The sequence below is a fragment of the Agrobacterium tumefaciens str. B6 genome, assembly GCF_001541315.1.
Taxonomy (GTDB): Bacteria; Pseudomonadota; Alphaproteobacteria; order Rhizobiales; family Rhizobiaceae; genus Agrobacterium; species Agrobacterium radiobacter.
Genome location: NZ_LMVK01000023.1, coordinates 71,879 through 96,330 on the forward strand (window position 1 = coordinate 71,879; position 24,452 = coordinate 96,330).

23 protein-coding genes are annotated in these 24,452 nt (G+C 59.5%); 13 read left to right on the forward strand and 10 right to left on the reverse strand.

Going from position 1 to position 24,452, the window contains the following annotated elements; genetic code table 11:
* Positions 1 to 54 precede the first annotated feature (54 nt).
* A complete protein-coding gene (locus ASB65_RS16495; protein WP_003506519.1) occupies positions 55 to 303 on the forward strand; it encodes a hypothetical protein in 249 nt (82 codons plus the stop codon).
* 72 nt (positions 304 to 375) lie between these two features.
* Here ASB65_RS16495 and ASB65_RS16500 read toward each other — a convergent pair whose 3' ends face one another.
* The 6 genes from ASB65_RS16500 to ASB65_RS16525 all read right to left on the reverse strand — a co-directional run bounded on the left by ASB65_RS16500 (position 376) and on the right by ASB65_RS16525 (position 7,023).
* The gene (locus ASB65_RS16500) at positions 376 to 1,563 is read right to left on the reverse strand and encodes a Gfo/Idh/MocA family protein (protein WP_003506517.1); all 1,188 of its coding nucleotides are present in this window, start codon (positions 1,561 to 1,563) and stop codon (positions 376 to 378) included.
* Positions 1,564 to 1,584: 21 nt separating this feature from the next.
* The gene (locus tag ASB65_RS16505; RefSeq protein WP_060724713.1) at positions 1,585 to 2,637 is read right to left on the reverse strand and encodes a sugar phosphate isomerase/epimerase family protein; all 1,053 of its coding nucleotides are present in this window, start codon (positions 2,635 to 2,637) and stop codon (positions 1,585 to 1,587) included.
* Between the two features lie 143 nt (positions 2,638 to 2,780).
* Entirely contained in the window at positions 2,781 to 3,854 is a 1,074-nt protein-coding gene (locus ASB65_RS16510) for an ABC transporter ATP-binding protein (protein ID WP_060724714.1), read from the reverse strand.
* A 17-nt stretch (positions 3,855 to 3,871) separates the two neighbouring features.
* Positions 3,872 to 4,720, reverse strand: a complete 849-nt coding sequence (locus tag ASB65_RS16515; protein WP_003506513.1) for a carbohydrate ABC transporter permease — start codon at positions 4,718 to 4,720, stop codon at positions 3,872 to 3,874.
* Complete coding sequence (locus ASB65_RS16520; protein WP_060724715.1) at positions 4,713 to 5,651, reverse strand: carbohydrate ABC transporter permease; 939 nt, start codon at positions 5,649 to 5,651, stop codon at positions 4,713 to 4,715. Before ASB65_RS16520 ends, ASB65_RS16515 begins: the two co-directional genes overlap by 8 nt.
* Before the next feature lie 70 nt (positions 5,652 to 5,721).
* Positions 5,722 to 7,023, reverse strand: a complete 1,302-nt coding sequence (locus tag ASB65_RS16525) for an ABC transporter substrate-binding protein (RefSeq protein ID WP_060724716.1) — start codon at positions 7,021 to 7,023, stop codon at positions 5,722 to 5,724.
* A gap of 195 nt (positions 7,024 to 7,218) precedes the next feature.
* Between ASB65_RS16525 and ASB65_RS16530 the strand changes: the two genes are divergently transcribed.
* From ASB65_RS16530 to ASB65_RS16540, 3 genes are read left to right on the forward strand one after another with little or no spacing between them, the layout of a single operon-like run.
* Positions 7,219 to 8,418: an ROK family transcriptional regulator gene (locus ASB65_RS16530; protein ID WP_003506508.1), complete on the forward strand. Its 1,200-nt coding sequence runs from the start codon at positions 7,219 to 7,221 to the stop codon at positions 8,416 to 8,418.
* Between the two features lie 52 nt (positions 8,419 to 8,470).
* The gene (locus ASB65_RS16535) at positions 8,471 to 9,571 is read left to right on the forward strand and encodes a Gfo/Idh/MocA family protein (RefSeq protein ID WP_060724717.1); all 1,101 of its coding nucleotides are present in this window, start codon (positions 8,471 to 8,473) and stop codon (positions 9,569 to 9,571) included.
* Positions 9,572 to 9,588: 17 nt separating this feature from the next.
* Positions 9,589 to 10,230, forward strand: a complete 642-nt coding sequence (locus tag ASB65_RS16540) for a ThuA domain-containing protein (RefSeq protein WP_060724718.1) — start codon at positions 9,589 to 9,591, stop codon at positions 10,228 to 10,230.
* Positions 10,231 to 10,275: 45 nt separating this feature from the next.
* Here the strand turns inward: ASB65_RS16540 and ASB65_RS16545 are convergent, their stop codons facing one another.
* Complete coding sequence (locus ASB65_RS16545; RefSeq protein WP_060724719.1) at positions 10,276 to 11,634, reverse strand: amidase; 1,359 nt, start codon at positions 11,632 to 11,634, stop codon at positions 10,276 to 10,278.
* A 343-nt stretch (positions 11,635 to 11,977) separates the two neighbouring features.
* Here ASB65_RS16545 and ASB65_RS16550 point away from each other — a divergent pair, with 343 nt between their 5' ends.
* From ASB65_RS16550 to ASB65_RS16560, 3 genes are all read left to right on the forward strand, one after another.
* The gene (locus ASB65_RS16550; protein ID WP_060724720.1) at positions 11,978 to 14,296 is read left to right on the forward strand and encodes an EAL domain-containing protein; all 2,319 of its coding nucleotides are present in this window, start codon (positions 11,978 to 11,980) and stop codon (positions 14,294 to 14,296) included.
* Between the two features lie 30 nt (positions 14,297 to 14,326).
* Positions 14,327 to 15,220, forward strand: coding sequence for an amino acid ABC transporter substrate-binding protein (locus ASB65_RS16555; protein ID WP_060724721.1), 894 nt, complete (start codon positions 14,327 to 14,329; stop codon positions 15,218 to 15,220).
* 72 nt (positions 15,221 to 15,292) lie between these two features.
* Positions 15,293 to 16,195 carry an amino acid ABC transporter substrate-binding protein gene (locus ASB65_RS16560; RefSeq protein ID WP_003506502.1) on the forward strand — a complete coding sequence of 301 codons (903 nt, stop codon included), beginning with the start codon at positions 15,293 to 15,295 and terminating at the stop codon, positions 16,193 to 16,195.
* A gap of 42 nt (positions 16,196 to 16,237) precedes the next feature.
* On the opposite strand, the gene minE is transcribed toward ASB65_RS16560, so the two are convergent.
* From minE to minC, 3 genes are read right to left on the reverse strand one after another with little or no spacing between them, the layout of a single operon-like run.
* Positions 16,238 to 16,498: a cell division topological specificity factor MinE gene (minE, locus tag ASB65_RS16565; protein WP_003506500.1), complete on the reverse strand. Its 261-nt coding sequence runs from the start codon at positions 16,496 to 16,498 to the stop codon at positions 16,238 to 16,240.
* Positions 16,495 to 17,310 (reverse strand): septum site-determining protein MinD, encoded by an 816-nt coding sequence (gene minD / locus ASB65_RS16570; RefSeq protein ID WP_003506498.1) that lies wholly within the window; start codon positions 17,308 to 17,310, stop codon positions 16,495 to 16,497. Before minD ends, minE begins: the two co-directional genes overlap by 4 nt.
* Before the next feature lie 35 nt (positions 17,311 to 17,345).
* Entirely contained in the window at positions 17,346 to 18,074 is a 729-nt protein-coding gene (minC, locus tag ASB65_RS16575) for a septum site-determining protein MinC (protein WP_060724722.1), read from the reverse strand.
* A 408-nt stretch (positions 18,075 to 18,482) separates the two neighbouring features.
* Here minC and ASB65_RS16580 point away from each other — a divergent pair, with 408 nt between their 5' ends.
* The 6 genes from ASB65_RS16580 to ASB65_RS16605 all read left to right on the forward strand — a co-directional run bounded on the left by ASB65_RS16580 (position 18,483) and on the right by ASB65_RS16605 (position 24,450).
* Positions 18,483 to 19,169, forward strand: a complete 687-nt coding sequence (locus ASB65_RS16580) for an HAD family hydrolase (RefSeq protein WP_060724723.1) — start codon at positions 18,483 to 18,485, stop codon at positions 19,167 to 19,169.
* Between the two features lie 366 nt (positions 19,170 to 19,535).
* On the forward strand, positions 19,536 to 20,252 hold the full coding sequence (locus ASB65_RS16585; protein ID WP_003506492.1) for a FadR/GntR family transcriptional regulator: 717 nt from the start codon (positions 19,536 to 19,538) through the stop codon (positions 20,250 to 20,252).
* Between the two features lie 62 nt (positions 20,253 to 20,314).
* Complete coding sequence (locus ASB65_RS16590; protein ID WP_060724724.1) at positions 20,315 to 21,289, forward strand: sialic acid TRAP transporter substrate-binding protein SiaP; 975 nt, start codon at positions 20,315 to 20,317, stop codon at positions 21,287 to 21,289.
* 61 nt (positions 21,290 to 21,350) lie between these two features.
* Positions 21,351 to 21,923: a TRAP transporter small permease gene (locus tag ASB65_RS16595; protein WP_060724725.1), complete on the forward strand. Its 573-nt coding sequence runs from the start codon at positions 21,351 to 21,353 to the stop codon at positions 21,921 to 21,923.
* Positions 21,924 to 21,927: 4 nt separating this feature from the next.
* Positions 21,928 to 23,334 carry a TRAP transporter large permease gene (locus ASB65_RS16600; protein WP_060724726.1) on the forward strand — a complete coding sequence of 469 codons (1,407 nt, stop codon included), beginning with the start codon at positions 21,928 to 21,930 and terminating at the stop codon, positions 23,332 to 23,334.
* 69 nt (positions 23,335 to 23,403) lie between these two features.
* Positions 23,404 to 24,450 (forward strand): L-idonate 5-dehydrogenase, encoded by a 1,047-nt coding sequence (locus ASB65_RS16605; RefSeq protein WP_060724727.1) that lies wholly within the window; start codon positions 23,404 to 23,406, stop codon positions 24,448 to 24,450.
* Positions 24,451 to 24,452 lie beyond the last annotated feature (2 nt).

Here is a 24,452-nt window from a genome sequence, read left to right on the forward strand (position 1 = left end):
GACTATGCCCTCGGACAGGAGTAATCTGGCGGTATATTCTTTGGAGCCTCAGCCATGCGTACTGGAGTGCTCATACTTGGCCTGATCATGGCCCTTATTCCGACCTTGGCGGATGCCCATAATTGCAAATGCCGAAATCGCGGCACCATGTTCGAACTCGGCCAGACATCCTGCCTGAAGGTCGACGGTGGCTCCTATCTCGCGCGCTGCGAGATGAAGCTCAACGTTTCGTCCTGGACCAAGCTCCAGGATGGCTGCCCCATAACGGAACGGGTGCAGCGACAGACGACACGCGTCAATTGATCCCGTCGGCAGATGACGTCAGGGGCATCTTCTCCCCGGCAACGGGGAGAAGAAATATACCGCAACCTCGTCTTACAGCTTCACCCAGCCGCCATTCTTCTTGCCGGACTCGATGCAGGCCGTAACAAAGGCGACGCCTTTAACCCCGTCATCGACGGTCGGGTAAATAACCGCCTTATCGAGCGCCGAGCCGGTGCGGCGGGCTTCGATGGCATGCGCCGCCTCGGTATAGATGGTGGCGAAGGCTTCGAGATAACCTTCCGGATGGCCGGACGGAATGCGGGTGACGCGTGCTGCAGCAGCCCCTGCCCCGGCACCGCCGCGGGTGATCAACTGCTTCGGCTCGCCAAGCTTCGTAAACCAGAGATAGTTCGGATCGGCCTGCGTCCACTCAATGCCGGCCTTGTCGCCATAAACACGGACCTTCAGCCCGTTTTCGTGACCGACCGCAACCTGGCTGCACCAGAGTAGCCCCTTGGCTGCCTGCTTGCCGCCCTTCGGCTTGAAGCGCAGCATCACATGCGCATTGTCATCCAGCCGGCGGCCTTCGACAAAGGTATGCACATCCGCCGCCAACTCATCCGCTTCCAGACCGGAAATGAAGCAACCGAGATTATAGGCATGGGTGCCGATATCGCCGGTGGAGCCGCCGACGCCGGACTGAGCCGGATCGGTGCGCCAGACGGCCTGTTTCGCGCCGGTCTGTTCCACCGCTTCCGTCAGCCAGTCCTGCGGATATTCCATCTGCACCAGACGGATCGTGCCGAGCGCGCCTGACTCCACCAGTTCCCGCGCATGCCGCACCATCGGATAGCCGGTGTAGTTGTGCGTGAGGATGAACAGTGCATCGGCCTTGTCGGCCACCTGCTTCAGCTTTTTGGCGTCTTCCAGATTGGAGGTCAGCGGCTTGTCGCAGATGACATGGATGCCGCGCTCCAGAAACGCCTTCGCTGCCGGATAATGCACATGGTTGGGGGTAACAATCGCCACCGCCTCGATGCCATCCTCGCGCAGCGCTTCCTTTTCGGCCATTTCCTCGAACGAACCATAGCAACGCTCGGGATCGAGCCCCAGCTCGTGGCCGGAAGCGAGGGATTTTTCCGGCGTCGAGGACAGGGCCCCTGCGACGAGATCGAAACGATTGTCGAGCCGCGCCGCCATGCGGTGAACGCCGCCGATAAATGCGCCCGAACCACCACCGACCATGCCAAGGCGAATCCGCTTGTTCGCCTTGTCCGTTGTCTTTCCTTCAATAGCCATAATATCTCCCCTGAAATGCTTTCAAAGCCCAAGCATACGGCGGTTGGCCGCATCATCGGTGCCGCTTGATGCGAAATCGTCAAAGGCTTTTTCCGTGACGCGGATGATATGCGCCTTGACGAATTCCGCCCCTTCCCGGGCGCCGTCTTCAGGGTGTTTCAGTGCGCATTCCCATTCGACGACGGCCCAGCCGTCAAAATCATTGGCCGCCATTTTCGAGAAGACCGCACCGAAATCAACCTGCCCGTCGCCCAGCGAACGGAAGCGACCAGCGCGGTTCACCCAGCCCTGATAACCGCCATAAACGCCCTGCCGCCCGGTCGGGTTGAACTCCGCATCCTTGACGTGGAACATCTTGATGCGGTCCTTGTAGATGTCGATATTGTCGAGATAATCTAGGCATTGCAGCACGTAATGCGAGGGATCGTAGAGCATGTTGGCGCGCTTGTGGTTCTTCACCCGCTCGAGGAACATCTCAAACGTCACGCCGTCATGGAGATCTTCGCCCGGATGGATTTCGTAGCAGACATCCACACCCTGCTCATCAGCGTAATCGAGGATCGGCGTCCAGCGTTTCGCCAGTTCATCAAAGGCTGTTTCCACCAGACCGGCAGGACGCTGCGGCCACGGATAAACGAACGGCCAGGCAAGCGCGCCGGAAAACGTCGCATGCGCCTTGATGCCGAGATTTTTCGAGGCTTTCAGCGCGAGCTTCACCTGCTCCACCGCCCATTGCTGACGCGCCTTCGGGTTGCCGCGCACTTCCGGTGCGGCAAAACCGTCAAAGGCCTCGTCATAGGCCGGATGAACGGCGACGAGCTGACCTTGCAGATGGGTGGAAAGCTCGGTTACTTCCACGCCGTTCTGGCGCGCGACACCGGCGAACTCGTCGCAATAATCCTTCGATTCCGCCGCTTTTTTGAGATCGATCAGCTGTCCGGCCCAGGTCGGCACCTGCACACCGGCGTAACCCTTTTCCGCCGCCCATTTGGTAATGCCATCCCAGCTGTTGAAGGGGGCTGCATCACCGGCAAACTGACCGAGAAAAAGACCCGGCCCTTTGATCGTTCTCATAAAAATCTCCTCCTGCATCGATACAGTTGCGCGGTAACCCGCTTTGTCCCAAGCGCCAAGCTAACCGCTCGTGATTTTCAAACAAGCCCCAAAAGCGGAGGGGCAAGAGAATTTCCGTATTTCATTTAAAAGACGGGAGGCGCTTAAAGCGCCAGTCCGCTCGCCCTGTCGAAGACGTGCACGCGCTCATGGTGCACGGTGGCTGCGAAGGGGGTGTTCACCTTCACCGGCTGCTCACCATCCACCACTGCCGTAACCTGATCGCCCGCCAGTTCGAAGACCACATGGGTCTGCGCGCCCGTCGGTTCCACCAGCACCGTCCGTCCGGTAAGCGAGATATCGCCGCCAATCGCCGAACCGATATGTTCGGGGCGAAGCCCGATCGTCACCGGCTGGCCGCGCTTGACCTTGCGGGAGGCGGCAATGCGGATCGCGGTGCCGTCCTTCAGCCGGGCGGCGGGCTGGTCACCCTCGCCATCGACCACGCCTTCGATGAGGTTCATGGCCGGCGAACCGATAAAGGCGGCGACGAAGAGATTGGCGGGTGTCTTGTAAAGTTCGAGCGGCGTGCCCTGCTGTTCGATGCGGCCGTGATTGAGCACCACCACCCGGTCCGCCAGCGTCATGGCCTCGATCTGGTCATGGGTGACATAGATGGAGGTCGTGCCAACTTTCTGGTGCAGGGCCTTGATTTCGCTGCGCATCTGTACGCGTAGCTTGGCATCGAGGTTGGACAGCGGCTCATCGAACAGGAAGACGGCCGGGTTGCGCACCACGGCGCGGCCCATGGCGACACGCTGGCGCTGGCCGCCTGAGAGCTGCGAGGGCTTGCGATCCAGAAGCTTGCCGAGATCGAGCATGCGGGCGGCTTCCGCAACACGTTCTTCAATGATGTTTTTGGGCTGGCCGGCGAGCTTCAGATTGAAGCCCATGTTTTCGGCCACCGTCATATGCGGATAAAGCGCATAGGACTGGAACACCATGGCGATGTTGCGCTCGCGCGGGGTCATGCCATTGACCACCTTGTCGCCGATGAGAATATCCCCATCGGTGATCTCCTCCAGCCCGGCGATCATGCGCAACAGCGTGGACTTGCCGCAGCCGGAAGGCCCGACCAGCGCGATGAATTCACCATCCGCTATATCAAGCGAAATGCCATGGATGACATCGAGCGCGGCATAGGACTTGCGGATATCCTTAAGTTCGACGGAAGCCATGTTTTGCTCCTTTCACGTCACGATTTGACGGCACCGGCCGTCAGGCCCGCGATGATGTGTTTCTGTGCGAGGAAGAAGACGATGACGGTCGGCAGGATCGTCAGCGTGATGAAGGCGAGAACGAGCTGCCATTCCGTGCCGAATTCGCCGCGATAAACCATGATGCCGAGCGGCCAGGGATATTTCGATTCCGAATTCAGCATGATCAGCGGCAGGATGTAACTGTTCCAGCTGCCGACGAAGGAGACGATGCCAACGGTCGCCACGATCGGCCGCGAAAGCGGCACGGAAATATGCCAGAAGAAGCGCAGATAACCGCAGCCATCCACGAAGGCCGCCTGAAACAGCTCGTCCGGCAGGTTACGGAAATAATTGCGGAACAGGAGAATGCTCATGCCCAGCCCGAAGGCTACCTGCGGCAGCACCACACCCCAATAGGTATCGAGCAGGCCGAGATCGCGGATACGAATGAACAGCGGCAGGATGGCGGTCGCCGCCGGAAACATCAGCCCCAGCAGGAAATAGTTGAGCAGGAAGGACGAGCCGAAGAATTTCACATGCGCGAAGGTGAAGGCCGCCATGGCCGAGACAGTCAGTGTCAGGAATACCGTCAGCAGCGCGATGACCAGCGAGTTGAAGATTTGCAGCCAATAGCGTTTGCCAAGCAGGATATCGCCGTAGTTGGACCATTGCCATTCGGCCGGAATACCGAACGGGTTGACGCGCAGGTCCCCAAGCGTCTTGAAGCCGCCAAGCGCTGTCGTCAGAAGCGGAATGAGCACGATGGCCGCGATCAGGCTCAGCGATATGTAAAGATAAAGCTTGGTTTGCAGCGGCATGCGGACGGAAGTGGATGTGTCAGTCATGGCGCATGAAAATCCTTTTGTAGCCGAAGGCAAGCGTCACGCAGATGACGAAGAGAACGACGCCCACCGCGCTGCCAAGCCCCACCTGCATACGCATGACGCCGTAGGTGTAGAGGAAGGTAACCATGGTCTGCGTGGAGTTGGACGGACCGCCGCCGGTGAGCGGCATGATCATGTCAAAGAGCTGCAGCGAGCCAATTACCGCAAAGAAGACGGAAAGGCGCACCGTGGAGCCAAGCATCGGCAGCGTGACATAACGGAATTTCTGCCAGCCGGACGCGCCGTCGATTTCGGCTGCTTCCAGCACGTTCTTGTCGACGGATTGAAGCCCGGCGATGAACAGCATCATGTGGAAACCGAAATATTTCCAGACGATGACGCCAAGCACGGCATAAATCGCCACATCCTTGTCAGCCAGCACGTAAGGGTTGGCGAAACCGAAGAAATTGGAGATGGCGGCGAACAGACCATAGTCACCATCATAAACGAAGCGCCAGATCAGGCCCGCTGCGACGTCAGCCAGAACATAGGGCAGAAAGAACACCAGCCGGAAGGCGACGACGCCGGGAATGCGGTGCGCCAGCATCATGGCCAGCCAGATCGCCAGCGGAATCTGGATCAGGATCGAGATAAGGATGATCAGGCCGTTATTGATCAGGGCCTGCGAGAAGGCGGCATTGCCGAACAGAACCTGGAAATTCTTCAAACCGACGAAATCGGTCGGCGTGCCGTAACCGTTCCAGCGGTAAAGGCTGTACCACGCCGCCTCGCCCATGGGCAGGATGACGAACAGGGTAAAGAGCAACAGCGCAGGCGGCAGAAACACCAGAAGGGTGAGCGCCCGGTCATGCGCGACCGAACTTTGCTTGCGCTTGGCCTTTGCCGCGCCGCGCGCCGGTATGGACGCAGAAGTCATGGAAATATCCGTCATCTCTATCCGCTTTCATGGAGGCAGATAAGCAGCGCCGCACATTCGCGGCGCCGCCATGGAAACCGTCAGATCAGCGCAGCTCGAATGCGTCCTGAATCTGCTGGGCGCCCTCTTCGGAGGTCATCTGGCCGGAAACGATCTCGACTGAAATATCGTTGACGACACGGCCGACGGCGGCGCCCAGCGTCTGGTCGAAGAAGTTCTGGTGCCAGGTGGAGGCGGCAAGCTGTTTTGCCGAATCCGCCAGCAGCGGGTTCTTCACCGCACCGGCGGCACCCGTGGCAACCGGCAGGATCATGCCCGCGGTCGCCATCTTCTCTTCGCTTTCCTTGCTGGTCAGGAAGGTTGCGAAATCGATTGCTTCCTTGGAGGCGTTCTTGGTGAGCGCCCAGCCGTTCAGGCCGCCCAGCGTATCGGTGGCCTTGCCGGCGCCGCCTTCGACAATCGGGAAGGCGAAGCGGCCGATATTTTCAGGGGCCAGCCCCTTGCCGTCGCCCGCATTCTTGCGCTGGTTGGCTTCCGTATTGTCGAAGCCGAGAATAATCGCCGCCTTGCCGTCGCCGAAGACGCCGAGCGCCTGTGGCCAGGTCGAGCCGAGATATCCGGGCTGGAAGGGTTCGAGCTTGCCGAACGCGGCCAGCTGTTCACCGGCCTTGATGATCGCCGGGGCCATGAAACCTTCGCCTTCGCCCTTGCGGGCGGCATCGAACACGGCCTGCCCGCCATTGCGCATGACGAGATAGCTCCAGTAGAAATGAATCGGCCATTTTTCACCGCCGCCGCCGGCGATCGGGACGATACCGGCTTCCTTGATCTTCTTGACCGTGGCGCTGAAATCGTCCCAGGTCTTGATATCCTCCGCCTTCACACCGGCCTTGGCGAACAACTCCTTGTTATAAAAGAAGCTGACGAGGCTGACACGGTAAGGCACGGCCCAGACCTTGCCGTCAAAAGACAGGCCGTCGATTGCGGACGCATTATAGGCCTGACGCAGCTTGCCGCCATCGGCGTCGAAAACGTCGGTCAGATCTTTCAGCGCGCCGGTCTTGGACTGCTCCTCAAGGACGCCGCCACCCCAGCTGTAGAAGAAGTCAGGCACGTCATTGGATTGCAGCAGCGTCGGCAATTTTGCCTTGAAGGCCTCGTTTTCGAGGAACTGCAGCTGAACATCGACATCGGGATGCTTGGCCTCATATTCCTTGGCAATCTCCTCCCAGACAGCCACAGATTTGGGGTCCAGCTCCACATGCATCCATTTAACGACGGTCGCTGCCGAGGCGCTGGCCGCGCCGAGCATCAGGGCTATGCTTGTCGTTGCGGCAAAGGCAATCCGCCTGCCGCTCAGGCTTGCGCCTGCGTGCCAATACGTCATGATCGTGATCCTCCCTGGGGTTCCTCACCATTTATTCCCCAATGCGGATTAATTCACCCCACGCCCTGCCCGATGTCAAGGCGGTTTGCCAATTTTTTACCCAAACCGCTTGACACACCCCTCCCGACAGACGTTATTTAATCCGCAATCCGATATAAATTCGTTTTAGATCGAACCCGATCGCAGCAGGACCTCATGAAGACCGCAGACCCCGAATTGATGCGCGCGATCAACAGGCTGAGCGTGCTTGATAGCATCCGCCGCCATGGCCCGATCTCCCGGGTGGAAATCAGCGAAAGAACGCAGCTCTCCACCACGACCGTTTCGGCGATTACCGCCTCGCTGCTCGACGACGGGCTGATTCTCACCCGCCATATCGGTGATATCCGTACCGAAGGAGCGCGCGGCAGACCGCGCGTGATGCTGGAACTGAACCCGGATGCCGCCCGCGTTGTGGGCGCCAAGATCGCCGCAAACCGCATGGTTTTCGTCGTCACCGATTTTTGCGGTAATGTGCTGTCCACCCTTGCCTTGCCGATCCGCGTCGACCGCCAGCCCATCGGCGTCATCGCCGATCTGGTGGAAGACGGCGTACGACGCTGCGTCGTCGATGCCGGTCTTTCGCTTGAGGATGTGGACATGGTCTGTCTCGGCCTGCCCGGTGTCATCGAACACCGCACCGGCAGGATCCGCAGCAGTCCTATCCTGCGCGAAGTAAACGTCAACTTTGCCGAGGAAATGACGGCGCGGCTGAATTCGCCAACCATCATCGAAAGTGACGCCCACGCCATCACGCTCGCCCACCACTGGTTCGGCCATGCGCGCGATCTCGAAGACATGGTGCTGATTTCGCTGGAACAGACACTCGGGCTTGGCGTGCTGCACCAGAACCAGCTGTTTCGTGGTGCGGGCGGTCTCAGCCACAATCTCGGCGACCTCGTCATCGGCCTTGCCAATGAAGGCACGGTGCGGCTGGCAAGCCAGGCGGGCGAAAATGCCATTTTAGGCTCGCGCCCGGTGGACGGGCGTTTTGCCGAAGCGATCCGGCTCGGCCGTGGCATGCAGCATGCCCATGCGCTGATTGCGGCCGAAGATCACGATCTCATCGCAGCGGCCCTGCGCGCCGGCGCAGCACTTGGCCTGACACTTGCCAATATCGTCACGCTGTTTGCGCCGCCGCGGGTCATCATCACCGGCTCCAGCCTCGAACTTGGCGAACCTTTCATCGCCAGCATTCGCAACAGCTACAACGCCGCCGTGCCGCCATCGCTGGCCGGTGTCGCGGAACTGGTTTTCGATGTTGCGAGCGACGAATTGTGGGCGCAGGGGGCCGCGGCCGTTGCGCTTTACGAACTTTACGAATCGCCATGGAACACAACCGGGCCAGCGCTCTAGCCCACGGGGTTGAGCACAGACCCAGGTATTTCTGATTTACGGGAGGAATCATATGAACAAGGTCGGTATCGGCATCATAGGCTGCGGCAACATTTCCAGCGCCTATCTCAAGGCCATGGCGTCGTTTCCCATTCTCGACATTCGCGGACTGGCGGATATGAACGAGGAAGCGGCGAAGGCGCGGGCGGACGAATTCGGCCTGAAGGCAACCAGCATCGACGCACTTCTCTCCGACCCGTCAGTGGAAATCATCGTCAACCTGACGATCCCCAAGGCGCATGTGGAAGTGGGCCTGCGCGCGCTCGATGCCGGCAAGCACGCCTATTCGGAGAAACCGCTCGGCATCAATTTCGCGGAAGGCAAACGCCTTGCAGACGCGGCAAAGGCAAAGGGCCTGCGCATCGGCTCGGCTCCGGACACCTTCCTCGGTGGCGGACACCAGACCGCGCGCCGCTTGATTGACGAGGGTGTGCTGGGCCAGCCCGTTGGCGGAACAGCCACCTTCATGTGCCCCGGCCATGAGCGCTGGCACCCCAACCCGGCCTTCTATTACGAGGTCGGTGGCGGGCCGATGCTGGATATGGGGCCCTATTACATTACCGATCTCGTTAACCTGTTCGGCCCGGTCGCCAAGGTGGCGGGTTTTGCCGTTGCACCGCGCAATGAGCGCCTCATCACCAGCGAACCGAAGAACGGTGAAAAAATCCCCGTCCATGTCGCCACCCATGTGTCCGGCGTGCTGGCCTTCGAGAACGGCGCGGTTGTGCAGGTGGGCATGAGCTTTGATGTGGCGGGCCACAAACATGTGCCACTGGAACTCTACGGCACCGAAGGCACGCTGATCGTGCCCGATCCCAACCATTTCGGCGGCGAGGTGCAATTGCTGAAAAAGGGCGGCCAGTTCGAGCCGCAGTCGCTGTCGTCGCCCTATGCTGACGGCAATTATCGCTCCATCGGCGTTGCAGATATGGCCTACGCGATCCGCGAGAACCGTCCGCACCGCGCCAATGGCGATCTCGCCCTGCATGTGCTGGAAGTCATGGAAGCCTTCCAGACGGCGTCGGACAGCGGCACGACCGTTTCCATCACCACCAAAGCGGAGCGCCCTGCCCCGCTCGAAACATCGCTGGTCGACGGCCAGCTCGGCAAATAATCCGCAGGAGGAAATAAATGCGCGAAGCACTTATCGTATGGGGCGGCTGGAGCGGCCACGAGCCGCAGGAATGCGCCACGATCGTCAAGGACATATTGGAGGAAGACGGTTTCAAGGTCTATGTGGAGCACAGCACGGAGGCTTTCGCCGATCCGTCGGTGCATGATCTCAGCCTCGTCGTGCCTATTGTCACCATGTCGAAGATCGAGAAGGAAGAGATCAAGAACCTCACGGCCGCCGTCGAAAACGGCGTCGGCATTGCCGGTTTCCATGGCGGTGCGGGCGACAGTTTCCGCGAATGCGTGGAATATCAGTTCATGATCGGCGGCCAATGGGTCGCCCACCCCGGCAATATCATCGATTACACGGTCAACATCACCCGCCCCGACGACCCGCTGATGGAGGGAATTTCCGATTTCCCCTATCCGTCGGAGCAATATTACATGCATGTCGACCCCTCCAACGAGGTGCTGGCCACGACGAAGTTCACCGGCGACCACGCCTGGTGGATCGACGGCGTGGTGATGCCGGTGGTCTGGAAACGCAAATATGGCAAAGGCCGCGTCTTCTATTCGGCGCTCGGCCATCAGGCCAAGGAATTTTCCGTACCGCAGATGAAGACCATGTTTCGCCGCGGCGCCAACTGGGCGGCGCGCTGAAGCGTGCATTGAGAGGCGGCCAAACAAGGCCGCCTTTTCCTTTCATCAGCCGCGAATAATCTCTTCCGCCGCCATCGCCACGCTGAGAACATGGTCATCCGAGCCGTGTAGACCGGAAAGCAGCAGGCCAACCGGCATGTCTGCTTCACCCGTCCCGCAAGGGATGGAAACGCCGCAGAGATCGAAGAAATTGCCGATCTGGGTGTTGCGCAGGGTTTTCGCATTCATGGCGAAAAAGGCATCGTCATCATCGAGAAGCGGCACGACCTTGGCCGCGACATGCGGCAATGTCGGCGACACCAGCAGTTCCTGCCTGCCGATCATGCCTGAAAACGCCGCCGTCATGCGTTCGCGCGCCTCGATGATGGCGATATAATCAGGCATTGAAATATTTGCACCAAGCCTCGTTCGCGCAACCACGCGCGGGTCCATGCGCGCGGCATCCGCACCTTCCAGCCGTGTCTTGTGCAGGGCAAAGGCTTCCGCCGTCACCAGCGCACCCTTTTCTTTGATAAGATCGAACAGCTCCGAAAAAATGGGAAATGCCTGCCGCCGCACCGAGGCACCGGCGCGGACAAGACGTTCCACCGCCTGCTCGAAAGCGGCTGCAACGCCATCCTCTATGCCATCGAAAAATACAGTTTCCGGCACCACCAGCGAAAGGCCCGCGAGAGGCGCACGCTGGACGTCTGCAGCCGCCTTGCCGCGCATGGCGGCATCCACCCAGACGGCGTCCTGCACGGTGTGCGTGAGCGGCCCGAGCGAATCCAGGCTTTTTGCCAAGGGATAAACGCCACGCATCGAATAGCGGCCGCGGCTTGCCTTGTAACCCACCACACCGTTGAAGGCTGCGGGAATACGCACCGATCCGCCCGTATCGGTGCCGATCGCTACCGGCACCAGACCGGCTGCGACAGTGACGCCCGCGCCAGACGAAGAGCCGCCCGGCAGACGGTGACCATCCTTAGAAGCAGGATTGCGCGGCGTGCCATAATGCGGATTGATGCCGAGACCGGAAAACGCGAACTCGCTCATATTGGTGCGGCCGATGCAGATCATGCCCGCCTGTTTCAGCGCCGTCACCACATCAGCATCACGAGACGCAGGCGCATCATCCGCAAGCACCGTCGATCCGGCCGTGGTCGCCATGCCTTCCAGATCAAAAAGGTCCTTCCAGGCCACCGGAATGCCATCAAGCACGCCACAGGAACGGCCCTCGGCAATGCGTTTTGACGCGGCTTCCGCCTCCACCATGGCCCGCGCGGCCGTCAACTCGACAAAAATTGTCTGATCGCCCTCATTGCCGATCGCATCCAGCGTCTCCTCCGCCAAGGTACGCGGATCGAGATGGCCGCTCTGGATGAGAGCGGAAAGCTGCGCGATATTTTTGCCTCTGTGAGCCATGGATATCTTCCCTGAAAACGGCATGTTGCGCACAACATGCCGTTTATCGACCCGTTGGCAAGGTCAATCGTCGCGCCATCTATGCCCCACACGCAGATCAGGAAACATGACGAAGATCGCAGAATTTTGGAGTCTATCCTTGACGCTTAATCTCTAACCTCCTTTTTTTTCAACCTGAGGTGCATGAATGCCATTTCTTATATAAGCTACGACTATAAAAAGACGGATTAATTCTTAATCGCCTCTAAACTTTGTTGAATTATTTAGCAGACATCATTGAAACGCATGCCCTATAAAATTCCATAAAACAATTATAACGCGACATCGCGGGGGACTATCGCGAATGGAAGAGACTGCCTATCGCGGGACGGATAGACAGGTTGAACCGGGCCACACGCTTCGCTCACCGACGCAGCCGGAAACAGGCCGGTTTTCGCGGCGGCGGTCGCTTGCCAGCAAGATAACCTTGATATTCCTGGGCGGCGTGATCTTTTCCTACAGCATCGGCGCACTCGTCGGCTGGTACATGTTCGTCGCCGCCGCCAGCGAGCAATGGCTCAACCAGGCCCGCGTCAATTCGCAGATCGCCAGCGCCACGCTTCGCAGCATCTATACCTATGTCAGCGTCACCGCCGATACCGACGGGCAGGTCAACGGCATATTGACCGACAAGCCGATCGGCGATGATGACTCCATTCTCGTCACCGGCTTCAACCCCAGCGACGTGCTCGCGCTTATCGGCGCGCAGACCAAGAATGCCGTCTGGCTTTTCCGTTATGATGAGGCCGATTCCGGCTTCCGACAGATCGCGGCGGCCTTCGACAACGCCACCGATGACGATGAAAAGCCGCTCGCCACCGATCCCATCTTTTCCAGAGATGCGGTCGCCGCGCGTTTTTCCACCGGTTTTGCGACCATCGGCGAATCCAGCCATTATATCGGTCTTTTGCCGATCATCAGCACGGAAACGAAGAAACCGATCGGCGCGGTCGCCGTCAGCATCGGCGGCTCGGACGCGCTTTATGGCGCGCAGCGCAAGCTGATCTATAATTCGCTCGCCGCCCTGATCGTGGTCTTGACCGTCACCGGCGTACTTGTGACCGTGATTGCCCGGCATTTCCTGAAACCGGTCCCGGCGCTGGTGCAGGCGACGCTGCGGATTGCCCGTGAGGAAACAGATGTCGCTACGCCGTTCCAGGAGCGGAGGGACGAGATCGGCGACATGGCAACCGCCATCGAGACGTTGCGCGAGGCGGTTCTGGAGCGTGGACGCCTGCGGCAGATACGCGATATGGCGCAGCAGCTGGAGCATATGGCCCATCACGACGCTCTGACCGGACTTCCAAACCGTGTGCTTTTGATGAAGACGCTGGAAAACCGTCTGGAGCAACTGTCGGCGTCCGGCCAGCCCTTCAATGTCATGCTGCTCGATCTCGACCGCTTCAAGGCCGTCAATGACACACTCGGACATGCCGCCGGTGACGCCTTGCTGGTGGCGGTGGCCTCGCGGATTTCTTCCGTGCTCGGCGAAAACGACATGGTGAGCCGCCTCGGCGGCGACGAATTCGCGATCATCCAATCGACGAACGGTGACTGCGAGAGCGATGCGGCGATGCTGGCCGCCCGGGTGGTGCATGCCGTCTCGCGCAATTTCAACCTGGAAGGCAGCGATATCAGCATCGATACCAGCATCGGCATTGCCTGCGCGCCGGGCCACGGCACATCCGCCACGCAGCTTCTGCAACACGCAGATCTCGGCCTTTACCGGGCGAAATCCATGGGCTGCGGCTATTTCGTTTTCTATGAGGCGGGCATGGACATGGCGGCGCAGCACAAGCATGCGCTGGAAATAGACATGAAATCCGCACTCGAAAACCACGAATTCGAGCTGCATTACCAGCCCGTGGTCAATCTGCAGAGCGGTCGCATCGTCGCTTATGAGGCGCTGGCCCGCTGGCGGCATAGCAAGCTTGGCCTCATCACCCCGGACCGCTTCATCACGCTTGCCGAAGAAAACAACTTCATCAGGCCGTTGGGCGAATGGGTTCTGGCACAGGCCTGCATGGATGCGATGACCTGGCCGAAGGATATCAGGCTCGCCGTCAACCTATCCGCCGTTCAGCTTTGCAATGATGATATCGTCCCTGTCGTCGACCGGGCGCTTGAAACATCCGGCTTCCCGGCGGAGCGGCTTGAACTGGAAGTGACTGAAACGGCCATGCTGGAACGCGACAGCAGCGCCCGGGCGCTGAAACTGCTGAAGGAAAGAGGCGTTCGCCTCGCTCTTGATGATTTCGGCACCGGTTATGCCGGGCTCAGCACACTTACCCACGTCGCCTTCGACAAGATCAAGATCGACCGGGAGTTCGTCTCCGGCCTGCCGGCAAATCCCATGTGTTCGGCCATCGTCAACACCGTCATCGATATGGCTGAACAGATCGGCCTGAAGGTCACCGCCGAAGGAGTTGAGAACAGTGAGCAGGTCGAAGCGCTCAAGCTTTCCGGGTGCGACGAAGCGCAGGGCTATTATTTTGCCGAGCCCGTGCCGCTTGCCCGAATTCTCAAGAACCGCGCCGTCATCACTCCGATTGCGCAGGGTGAATTCGGCGACATCGGTCGGCCGACACAGGAAACCTATTGCCCACCACAAAAAGCCATTTGAGAAACCGGCCGCCGGCCCAGAGGACATAAAATGCGTCTTTCAGTATTTTGCCTTTTCCTCACATGCTTTGCTCCCATCACCCCCTTGCAGGCCGCCGGCGAAGGCGACACGCTTCAGCAGATTGCCAGAACCGCCAAGATCCGCATCGGCTATCGCGAGGCCGAACCGCCTTTTTCCTATCAATTGCCCGATGGCGAGGTCACCGGTTTCTCGACCGATCTTTGTCGGGCGATCAGCGAAGATATTCGCAGGAAGCTGAAGCTCGACCGCATCGAGCTCGAATATGTCAAGGCAACGCCCGCGACCCGCTTCATCCTTGTCCGCAGCGGCCAGATCGACATTGAATGCGCGGCCACGACCAATAATAGCGAACGCCGCAAGATCGTGGATTTCTCCTATCCCAATTTCATGACCGCGACGCAGTTTCTCTCCCGCAGGCAGGACAATCTGAAAAGCCTTGCCGATCTCGCCGGACGGTCCGTCACATCCGCCTCCGGCACCGTCAATATCGAGCAGCTCAACGCCGTCAACCGGGCGAAGAACCTCAACATCTCGGTGATGCCGACAAAGACCAATGAGGAGGCCTTCGAACTCGTGGTTTCCGGCAAGGCTTCCGCCTTTGTCATGGATGGCATATTGCTCGCGGCGCTGGCGGCGACATCGGAAAACCCGGACCTCTATGCGCTTTCCGAGGAAACGCTGAGCGCGCCCGAACCCTATGGCCTGGTTTTCCGGCGCAACGACCCGGCTTTCAAAGCGGCGGTCAATGAAAGTCTCAGACATATCTTCACCGGCCCGGCCATTCACGGCCTCTATGAAAAATGGTTCACCAAGCCCATTCCCCCCAACGGCATGAACCTGAACCTGCCAATGGCCGCGTCATTAAAACAGGCCTACGAATATCCAAGCGAATACCAGGACTGAGAGCGCAAAGCGCCAACTCCTATCGATTTTCATGAAGATGTTTTGACGGATTATTTTGGCTGGAGATGCGCGATGCAGAGATCGACATTATGGCTTCTGTTGTTTTTCCTCAGTCTTCTGCCCGCCCAGGCGGCCAGTGACGGTGCCCAACCGCCGACGCTTGATACCATTGCCAGAACCGGCACGATCAAGCTCGGTTATGCCGATCGCAATATTCCCTTTTCTTATCTTGGCACCGGATCGGAACCGATCGGTTACAGCATCGAGCTCTGCCTGAGGGTGGCGGATTCCATCAAGAGAAAGCTCGGCCTGCCGGAACTGAAGGTCGAATTCGTCAAGCGCACGCCCAGCAACCGCATCATGCTTCTCAATGACGGCACGATGGATATGGAATGCGTGGCAAGCACGAATACGGAGGAAAGGCGCAAGGCCGTGTGGTTCTCCTACAGCCACTTCATCACCGGCACGCGTTATGTCGCGCTGAAATCGAGCGGTCTGAACACCGTCGCCGATCTTGCCGGACGAACGGTGGTGGTGACGACAGGAACCATCAATATCAGCCAGCTCAACGTGCTCAATCGCAAATTGGGGCTGAACATTGCCGTGCTGCAGAATGACAGCACGGAGGGCAGTTTCGACATGGTGACGGAAAACCGCGCCTCAGCCTTCGTGATGGACGATATTCTTCTGCGATCCTTCGTCGCCGAAACGGGCAAGCCGGAAGACTATGTCATCTCCAACGAATATCTCGCCCCGCCTCAGCCCTATGGGCTGATGCTCCGGCACGGTGATACCGGCTTCAGGGATGCCGTCAACGAAGCGCTCGGCGAAATCTATGCCAGCGGAGAAATCGAAAAAATCTATGACAAATGGTTCAACGCGCCGATCCCGCCGAACGGGATAAACCTGAAACGCCCGCTGCCCGGTGACCTGGAGGAAGCGTTTCACAAACCCGTCGATACGACGGCGGAATAAAAAAGCCGCCCGGTGGCGGGCGGCGTCTTTGGCGGAATGTCTTCAGGCAGCGCGCAGGTCCGCGCCAAGCGGGATTTCGACGTCGATCTCCAGAATGGAGACATGCTCGTCGCGATCCATCTTCACATGCACCCTGTCGCTGTCGATCTGCACATGCTTGGCGATGACACCGAGAATTTCTTCCCGGAGGATAGCCACGAGATCGGAGCCGGACGATGCCCTTTCGTGGGCGAGCAGCACCTGCAGACGCTCACGCGCAAGCGGTGCCGACTTCTGTTTGCGGAAAAGACTGAAGATGCTCATGCAGCCCTCCTTGCGAAGATCTTGGAGAAGATGCCACGCTTCTCACCCGGGATGACCACCGGAATATCCTCGCCGGACAGGCGGCGGGCGGCGTCGAAATAGGCCATGGCCGGCGCGCAACGGGCATCCGCCAGCGTTACCGGCGCACCGACGTTGGAGGCGCGCAGCACGTCCGTGCTTTCGGGAATGATGCCGAGCAGCGGAATGGAAAGGATTTCCAGAACGTCATCGACCTTCAACATGTCGCCACGCTCGGCGCGGGAAGCATCGTAACGCGTCAGAAGCAGGTGCTTCTCCATGCGCTCGCCGCGTTCGGCCTTCAGCGTCTTGGAATCGAGCAGGCCGATGATGCGGTCGCTATCACGCACCGAGGAGACTTCCGGATTGGTGACAACGACGGCCACGTCTGCATGGCGCATGGCCAGCGTCGCGCCGCGTTCGATACCGGCCGGGCTGTCACAGATCACCCAGTCGAAATGTTTCTTCAGTTCGTTGATGACCCATTCGACGCCTTCGGGCGTCAGATTGTCCTTGTCACGCGTCTGCGAGGCCGGCAGGAGGAACAGCGTCTCGAGGCGCTTGTCGCGGATTAGCGCCTGCGTCAGCTTGGCGTCGCCCTGGATGACGTTGACGAGATCGTAAACCACGCGGCGTTCAGCACCCATGACGAGGTCGAGGTTGCGCAGGCCGACATCGAAATCGACGACCACGACCTTCTCTTTATTCTGCGCCAATGCCGCGCCAAGCGCTGCGGTCGAGGTGGTCTTGCCGACCCCGCCCTTGCCGGAAGTTACAACGACTACCTTCCCCATATGGCTCTCTCCTGTTCCTGTGTGTTTATCTGTTATCAGCCGAGTTTTGCGGCCTTGATCGTATCGTTTTCCAGCCAGAGCTGAACGGGCTGGCCGCGCAGCTTGTCGTCAATATCCTCGGCCACCTTGTAGACGCCGTCGATGGCCAGAAGCTCCGCTTCGAGCTTGCGGCAGAAGATGCGCGCCGAAACATTGCCGAGCGAACCGGCCATGGCCCGACCGCGCAGGGCGCCGTAAATATGCACCGAACCGCCGGCGATGATTTCCGCGCCCGAGGCGACCGAGCCGATGACGGTCACGTCGCCCTCGGGAAACATGATCGACTGGCCGGAACGCACCGGCTCGTTGATGACCAGCGACTGCACGACGGCCCTGACCTCACCGGCAGCACGCGGCTTTTCCTCCGGCAAGTCGGCGGCGATGGCGACCGGTTCAACCTCGACATCGGAAGCAGGCTTTCCACCCTTCAGCGATGGCGGCATGCCCGGCTCGATCATCGACGGGCGAACACCCTCAATGCCCATGATGCCGACATTGCGCTCCGTCAGCGCCGCCAGCAGTTCTTTCAGGCCCGCCTTATCGAGCGACAGCTCAGAGACGTCGAGAACCACCGGCCGCGACAGAAAGAAGCCCGCCGAACGGGCGGCGAGATCATCAAGCCTCCCCAGCCATTGATCGACCGGAGATTCGGGGGACAGGACGACTGCGAGGAAGGAGCGGCCTTTGATACGGATCGAACGCTGGTCTGTTAGCACTTTGGTCATCTTGGTAAATAAATCGTTGACAATTAGGTACCTCGAATATGGTTAACAAATGGTTAACGCCGACCCCAAAGAAGGGAAATCGTTAAGAAAATTCCCTTTGCGAAACTCCTCGCGCAGAACTTTCAAAAACCTCGGCTACCTTTTGATTTCGCGATATTCCACCCGCTGTGAATGCCTATGATGACAGCTCATCCTTGCAGCAGGCTGACGTCTCAGCGAAGACACGCCCTCCCCTCCTTCCCTGCCCCGGGGAGATCGACTCGACGGGATCGCGGCACGTCCGATTCTGGCACAGGATTTCCGACCGACCTTGAGCCGGCCTTCGATTCCCTGGATGGAAAAGCGATTCCGTTATGTCTCCCAATACTGTAGATACGGGCTGCCCCACAGTTCCAACGGAAGAATGAGATGCACAGCAAAGTCCCGCCGCAGAACCAGATTTTTTCGCAAGAGTTTGCGGCCTTCCTGTTCGACATGGATGGAACACTCGTCAATTCGATCGCCGTCGTCGAGCGGGTCTGGCGGGAGTGGGCCGTTGCTAACGGCATCGAGCCGGTTGCTTTCCTGCAGCGCATTCATGGCATGCGGGCTTCGGAGGTGATCCGTCGCGAGGCGGTTCCCGGCCTTAATGTGGATGCAGAGGCCGACATGATACTGCGCGCCGAGATGGATGATGTGGACGGCATCATCCAGATACCGGGCGCCGCAGCCTTCCTCGCATCTTTGCCGGCAGGCAAGTGGGCCATCGTGACCTCAGCCGTGCGTGAACTGGCGGAACGGCGGCTCGCCGCGGCCGGCATTACGCCGCCACCCGTCATGATCTGTGCGGACGATGTCGTCAACGGCAAGCCCGATCCCGAAGGTTACAGGAAGGCGGCCGAAAGGCTGGGCGTTGCGCCGGAAAGCTGCGTCGTCTTCGAAGACGCGCCCGCAGGCATTCAGGCCGGAGAACGCATGGGCGCCGCGGTGGTGGTCATCAACGTGACCCATTCCCACCCGATCGAAACGCCGCATCTTTCCATTGGCGGGTATGGTGAGCTGGATGTCATCATCGGCGATGACGGCGGCTTGAAGCTCGCAGGTAGCAAGAGCTGAAAAGCCAACCCGCGCCGTCATCCTCGGACTTGTCCCGAGGACCCAACCACGTATCGCAAAGCCGATCGGTTGCAGATGCCCGGGACAGGCCCGAGCATGACGGAGGAGACGTTTTCGGACTTTGCCATCACCCTCGGTCCGATGACTTGGGCTGGCTGGTTTCCGGTTCAAGTCCGGAATGGCGGAAATGAAAAAAGCCCCGGAGTGAGGCAAATGCCAAGCCTCTGCGTCGGCCGCAAGTCTTTCGCCTCGCACTTTTCCACACCGGCCAATTGACAGCACCACATAAATGCGCCCTAATAAAATTGGTAAGACCATCTTACCGCTTGCGCGATCGGGGGAGACTTTCGCGCTGGGAGGGACATCATGTTTGTGGCTCTGGAGCCGCGCCGCCTTTACCGGCTGGTCGCGGAACAAATTCGTTTGCTCATCGAAAGCGGGGAGCTGACCGAAGGTCAGCGCTTGCCGGCGGAACGGGATCTTGCGGAACGTTTCGGCGTTTCCCGCCCGACGGTTCGTGAAGCCCTCATCGTTCTGGAAGTGGAGGGCCACATCCATATCCGCATGGGTTCGGGCGTCTATGTCAGCGCAGCCGGCAAACAGGCTAAAGAAAAGCCGACGGTGCCGGATGCGCATGGTCCGTTCGAAATCCTGCAGGCGCGCTGCATCATCGAAAGCGCGATTGCCGAGGAAGCCGCGCGGCTTGCCAAGCCGGAATGCATCGCCAAGCTTGACGATATCATCGAACGCATGGCCGGCGCGCTTGACAATTCACCGCAGGCGCTCAATCTCGACCGGGCATTCCATACTGCGATTGCCGACATCATCGGCAATTCGGCGCTCAATCGCTTTACCGGCCTGATCTATGACGAGCGCAGCCTGTCACCCTTTTTCGAAAAGCTCGCCAGCTATTTCGAGGGCCCGCACACCTGGAACCTCGCCGTGCAGGAACATCGGGTAATCCGTGACGCCATTGCCGCCAACGACCCGGAAGGGGCGCGCGAGGCGATGCGGCAGCATCTGACGCTGTCGCAGAAGAGATTTTCCGAAAGCTTCGGGGAGGAAGCGATCGGAGAAGAATAACCGCCGCCAAACCGGCGACGGGGGAAATGAAAAATCTGACTTTAATTCGGGAGGAGTTAAGAATGAAAATCAGATTGTCGACTTTGATGGGTGCAACAGCCGCCATCCTGCTTTCCGCTCTGGCGGCGCAGGCACAGACCACGCTGAAATGGGCCCATGTTTACGAAACCTCCGAACCGTTCCACACGGATTCGGTCTGGGCCGCAGAAGAAATCGCCAAGCGCACTGATGGCCGCTACAAGATCGATGTCTTTCCGGCTTCTCAGCTTGGCAAGGAAGCCGATATCAATCAGGGCCTGAAGATCGGCACCGTTGATATCATCATTTCCGGCTCGAGCTTCGCGGCGCGTGACTTCAAGCCGATCGGCGTCACCTATTTCCCCTATATCTTCCGCGATCCGAGCCATTTGATCGCCTATACCAAGAGCGACATCTTCAAGCGCCTCGCCAAGGGTTACGAAGATAAAACCGGCAACCACATCGCCGCCGTCAGCTATTACGGCACGCGCCACACGACATCGAACAAGCCGATTACCGCCTGCGCCGACATGGCCGGGCTGAAGATGCGTGTTCCCGATGTTCCAGCCTATCTCGCCATGCCGCGTGCCTGCGGTGCCAACACGACGCCGATTGCCTTTGCGGAAGTCTATCTGGCGCTCCAGAACGGCACCGTCGACGCACAGGAAAACCCGCTGACCACCATCGAGGCGAAGAAGTTCTTTGAGGTGCAGAAGAATATCGTCTTGACCGGTCACATCGTCGACCACCTCAACACGGTGATTTCGAAGAACCTCTGGTCGCAGCTTTCCGATGAAGACAAGAAAATCTTCACCGAGGTCATGCAGCAGGCCGCCGAGCGGACCACCAAGACAATCGATGAACGCGAAAAAAGCCTCGTCGAAGACTTCAAGAAGCGCGGCCTGACCGTCGCGGAAGTCGACAAGGCCGACTTCGAGAAGAACGTCATCGAAAAAGTGAAGTTCGAGGACTTCGGTTACGACAAGGCCGACTGGGAAGCCATTCGCGCCGTCAAGTGAAGCAAGATCCGGTGCGGCTCCTTTTGCCGCACCGCCCTTTCTCTCCAGACGGGATATCTCAATGTCGCAGGAAATCCATACTCAGGTCACGCCTGAGGAACTCGCCCATACATTCGACGAGGCGCCGCCCGAGGTCGATCTCAAGGTCTATTCATTCGAGGACTGGGTCACGCTCGGCCTTTTCTGGCTGATGACGGGCTGCGTGTTCCTTCAGTTCTTCACCCGCTACGTGCTCAACAACAGCTACGCCTGGACGGAGGAAATCGCCGTCAACTGCCTGATCGGCGTGGTGTTTCTGGGCTCGGTCATGTGCGTTCGCATGTCGCGTCACATCCAGGTGGATGTGCTTTATCACTATGTGCCGCCGCAGGTGGCCCGCGTCATGTCGATCCTTGTCGATGTGCTGCGTATCGTCTTCTTCGCTTACACATCCTGGCTGATGTGGCGCTATCTGGAAATCGTCGCAGATGAGGAGATGGTAACCGTGGCGCTTCCGCGCAACATCGTCTTCTACACGGTTCTGGCCGCTTTCGTGCTGATGTTCTTCCGGTCGGTGCAGGTCTTCATCGACAATATGCGGCGTGGCTATTCCGTTCTGGAGCGGCCCGAAGAATTCCAGAGCGCGGGGGATTGATCAGATGCTGCTTCTTATCGGCTCATTTCTTCTGCTGATGCTGATCGGCCTGCCGGTCGCCATTTCCATGGCCTCGGCCTCGCTGCTCTACATCGTGTTCTACAATGTCGCGCCTGATATCATCGCGGCGCAGCGCCTGATTGCAGGTGTCGAGAGCTTCCCGCTTCTGGCCGTTCCCTTCTTCATCCTTGCCGGTAATCTCATGAACACAGCAGGGGTGACGGGACGTATCTACTCCTTCGCGGTCGCGCTCGTCGGCTGGATGAAAGGCGGCCTGGCACAGGTCAACATCATCGGCTCGGTGATCTTTTCCGGCATGTCCGGCACGGCGCTTGCCGACGCCGCCGGTATCGGCACCATCGAAATCAAGGCCATGAAGGACCACGGTTATCCGGTGGAAGCGGCCGTCGGCGTCACCGCCGCTTCCGCGACGCTCGGACCGATCTTCCCGCCATCACTGCCCTTCGTCATTTACGGCATGATGGCGAATGTCTCCATCGGCGCGCTGTTCATGGCCGGCATCATTCCGGGTGTCGTCATGACGCTGCTGATGATGATCACCGTTGCGGTCTTCGCCTATATCAAGGGCTGGGGCTCCGATACGCCCTTCAGCCTCAGAACCATCTTTGGTGCATCAATAGAAGTCTTCGTGGTGATGATGGTGCCGCTCGGCATCTATATCCTCACGGCATTTGGCCTGTCGCTGAACCTGTCGATCCTGATCGTGCTGGTCATCCTGCTCGCCTGCGACTGGTATTTCGACTTCTCCGCCGTGATGGCGCTAATGACGCCGGTGATCCTGATCGGCGGCATGACCATGGGCTGGTTCACACCGACGGAAGCAGCCGTCGCGGCCGTGCTCTGGTCGCTGTTCCTCGGGCTCGTCCGTTACCGCACGATGACCTTCAAGACGCTGGCGAAATCGACCTTCGACACCATCGAGACAACTGCCTCGGTGCTCTTCATCGTCGCGGCAGCCTCGGTCTTCGCATGGCTTCTGACTGTCAGCCAGGCGGCGCAGCTTCTGTCTGCGGCGATCCTGACGATCACCGACAGCAAGTGGATCTTCCTCGTGCTGGTCAATCTCTTGATGCTGTTCGTCGGCTGCTTCCTCGATACGATTGCGGCCATCACCATCCTCGTGCCGATCCTGTTGCCGCTGGTGCTGCAATTTAACATCGATCCGGTGCATTTCGGCCTTATCATCACGCTCAACCTGATGATCGGTCTGCTGCATCCACCACTTGGCATGGTGCTGTTCGTGCTCTCGCGCGTGGCGAAACTCTCCGTCGAACGCACCACCATGGCCATCCTGCCATGGCTGGTGCCGTTGTTCATCGCATTGCTGCTGATCACCTTCGTCCCGGCCATCACGCTGTGGCTGCCGACCGAAATGGGCCTGATCCGCTGACGAACCCCCTGCCCGCGCGGTTCGCCGCGCGGGTTCATTCATTCCATACACAGACATGAGGGCATCGTCATGCAGACACGCGTGGCACGTCTATACGGCCAGAAGGACATTCGCGTCGAAACACAGGACCTCGTCGAACCGGGGGCCGGTGAAGTGCTGCTCACCATGGCGGCGGGCGGCATCTGCGGCTCCGATCTCCATTATTACCAGGATGGCGGCTTCGGCCCGGTCCGGGTGCGTGAACCGATCATCTGCGGGCATGAGGCGTCCGGCCATGTGCGGGCGCTGGGAGAAGGCGTCAGCGGGCTCGCGATCGGCCAGCTCGTCGCCGTCAATCCCTCGCAGCCCTGCGGCCATTGCCATTTCTGCCAGAAGGGTCAGCCGATCCACTGCCTTGAGATGCGCTTCATGGGCAGCGCCATGCGCCTGCCGCACGAACAGGGCATGTTCCGCGACCGGCTCGTAGTTCCGGCAAAACAATGTGCAACATTTTCAGACGCAACCTCGCCGGCCGAAGCTGCCTGCACCGAGCCGCTCGCCGTCTGCCTGCATGCCGCAGCACAGGCCGGCGATCTCGCTGGCGCGAAGGTGCTGGTGACGGGGGCCGGGCCGATCGGGCTCTTGACCATCGCTGCGGCCCGCCATTCGGGTGCAAGCATCATTGTTGCGACCGATCTGACCGATGCGGCGCTGGAACGTGCGCCAGCCATGGGTGCGGACCGCACGATCAATGTCGCGAAGGATGCCGAGGCGCTTTTGCCCTATCAGGACAATAAGGGTTATTTCGACGTTATTTTCGATTGCTCCGCCGCTGGCCCCGCGCTCCGCAGCGCCTTCGCCTGCGTGCGTCCGCGCGGCACCATCGTGCAGGTGGGCGTTACCGGCGATATCACCATCCCGCTCAATGCGCTGGTGGGCAAGGAAATCCTCTGGCGCGGCTCGCAGCGCTTTCATGAGGAGTTCGCCATCGCCGCGGGGCTCATCTCCACCCGCAAGATCGATGTGCGGCCAATCATTTCCCACAGTTTCCCGCTTGGCGAGGCGAAAGCCGCGTTCGAACAGGCCGGAGACCGATCCGCCGCCTGCAAGGTGCAACTGACATTTTCCGCAGAATGATA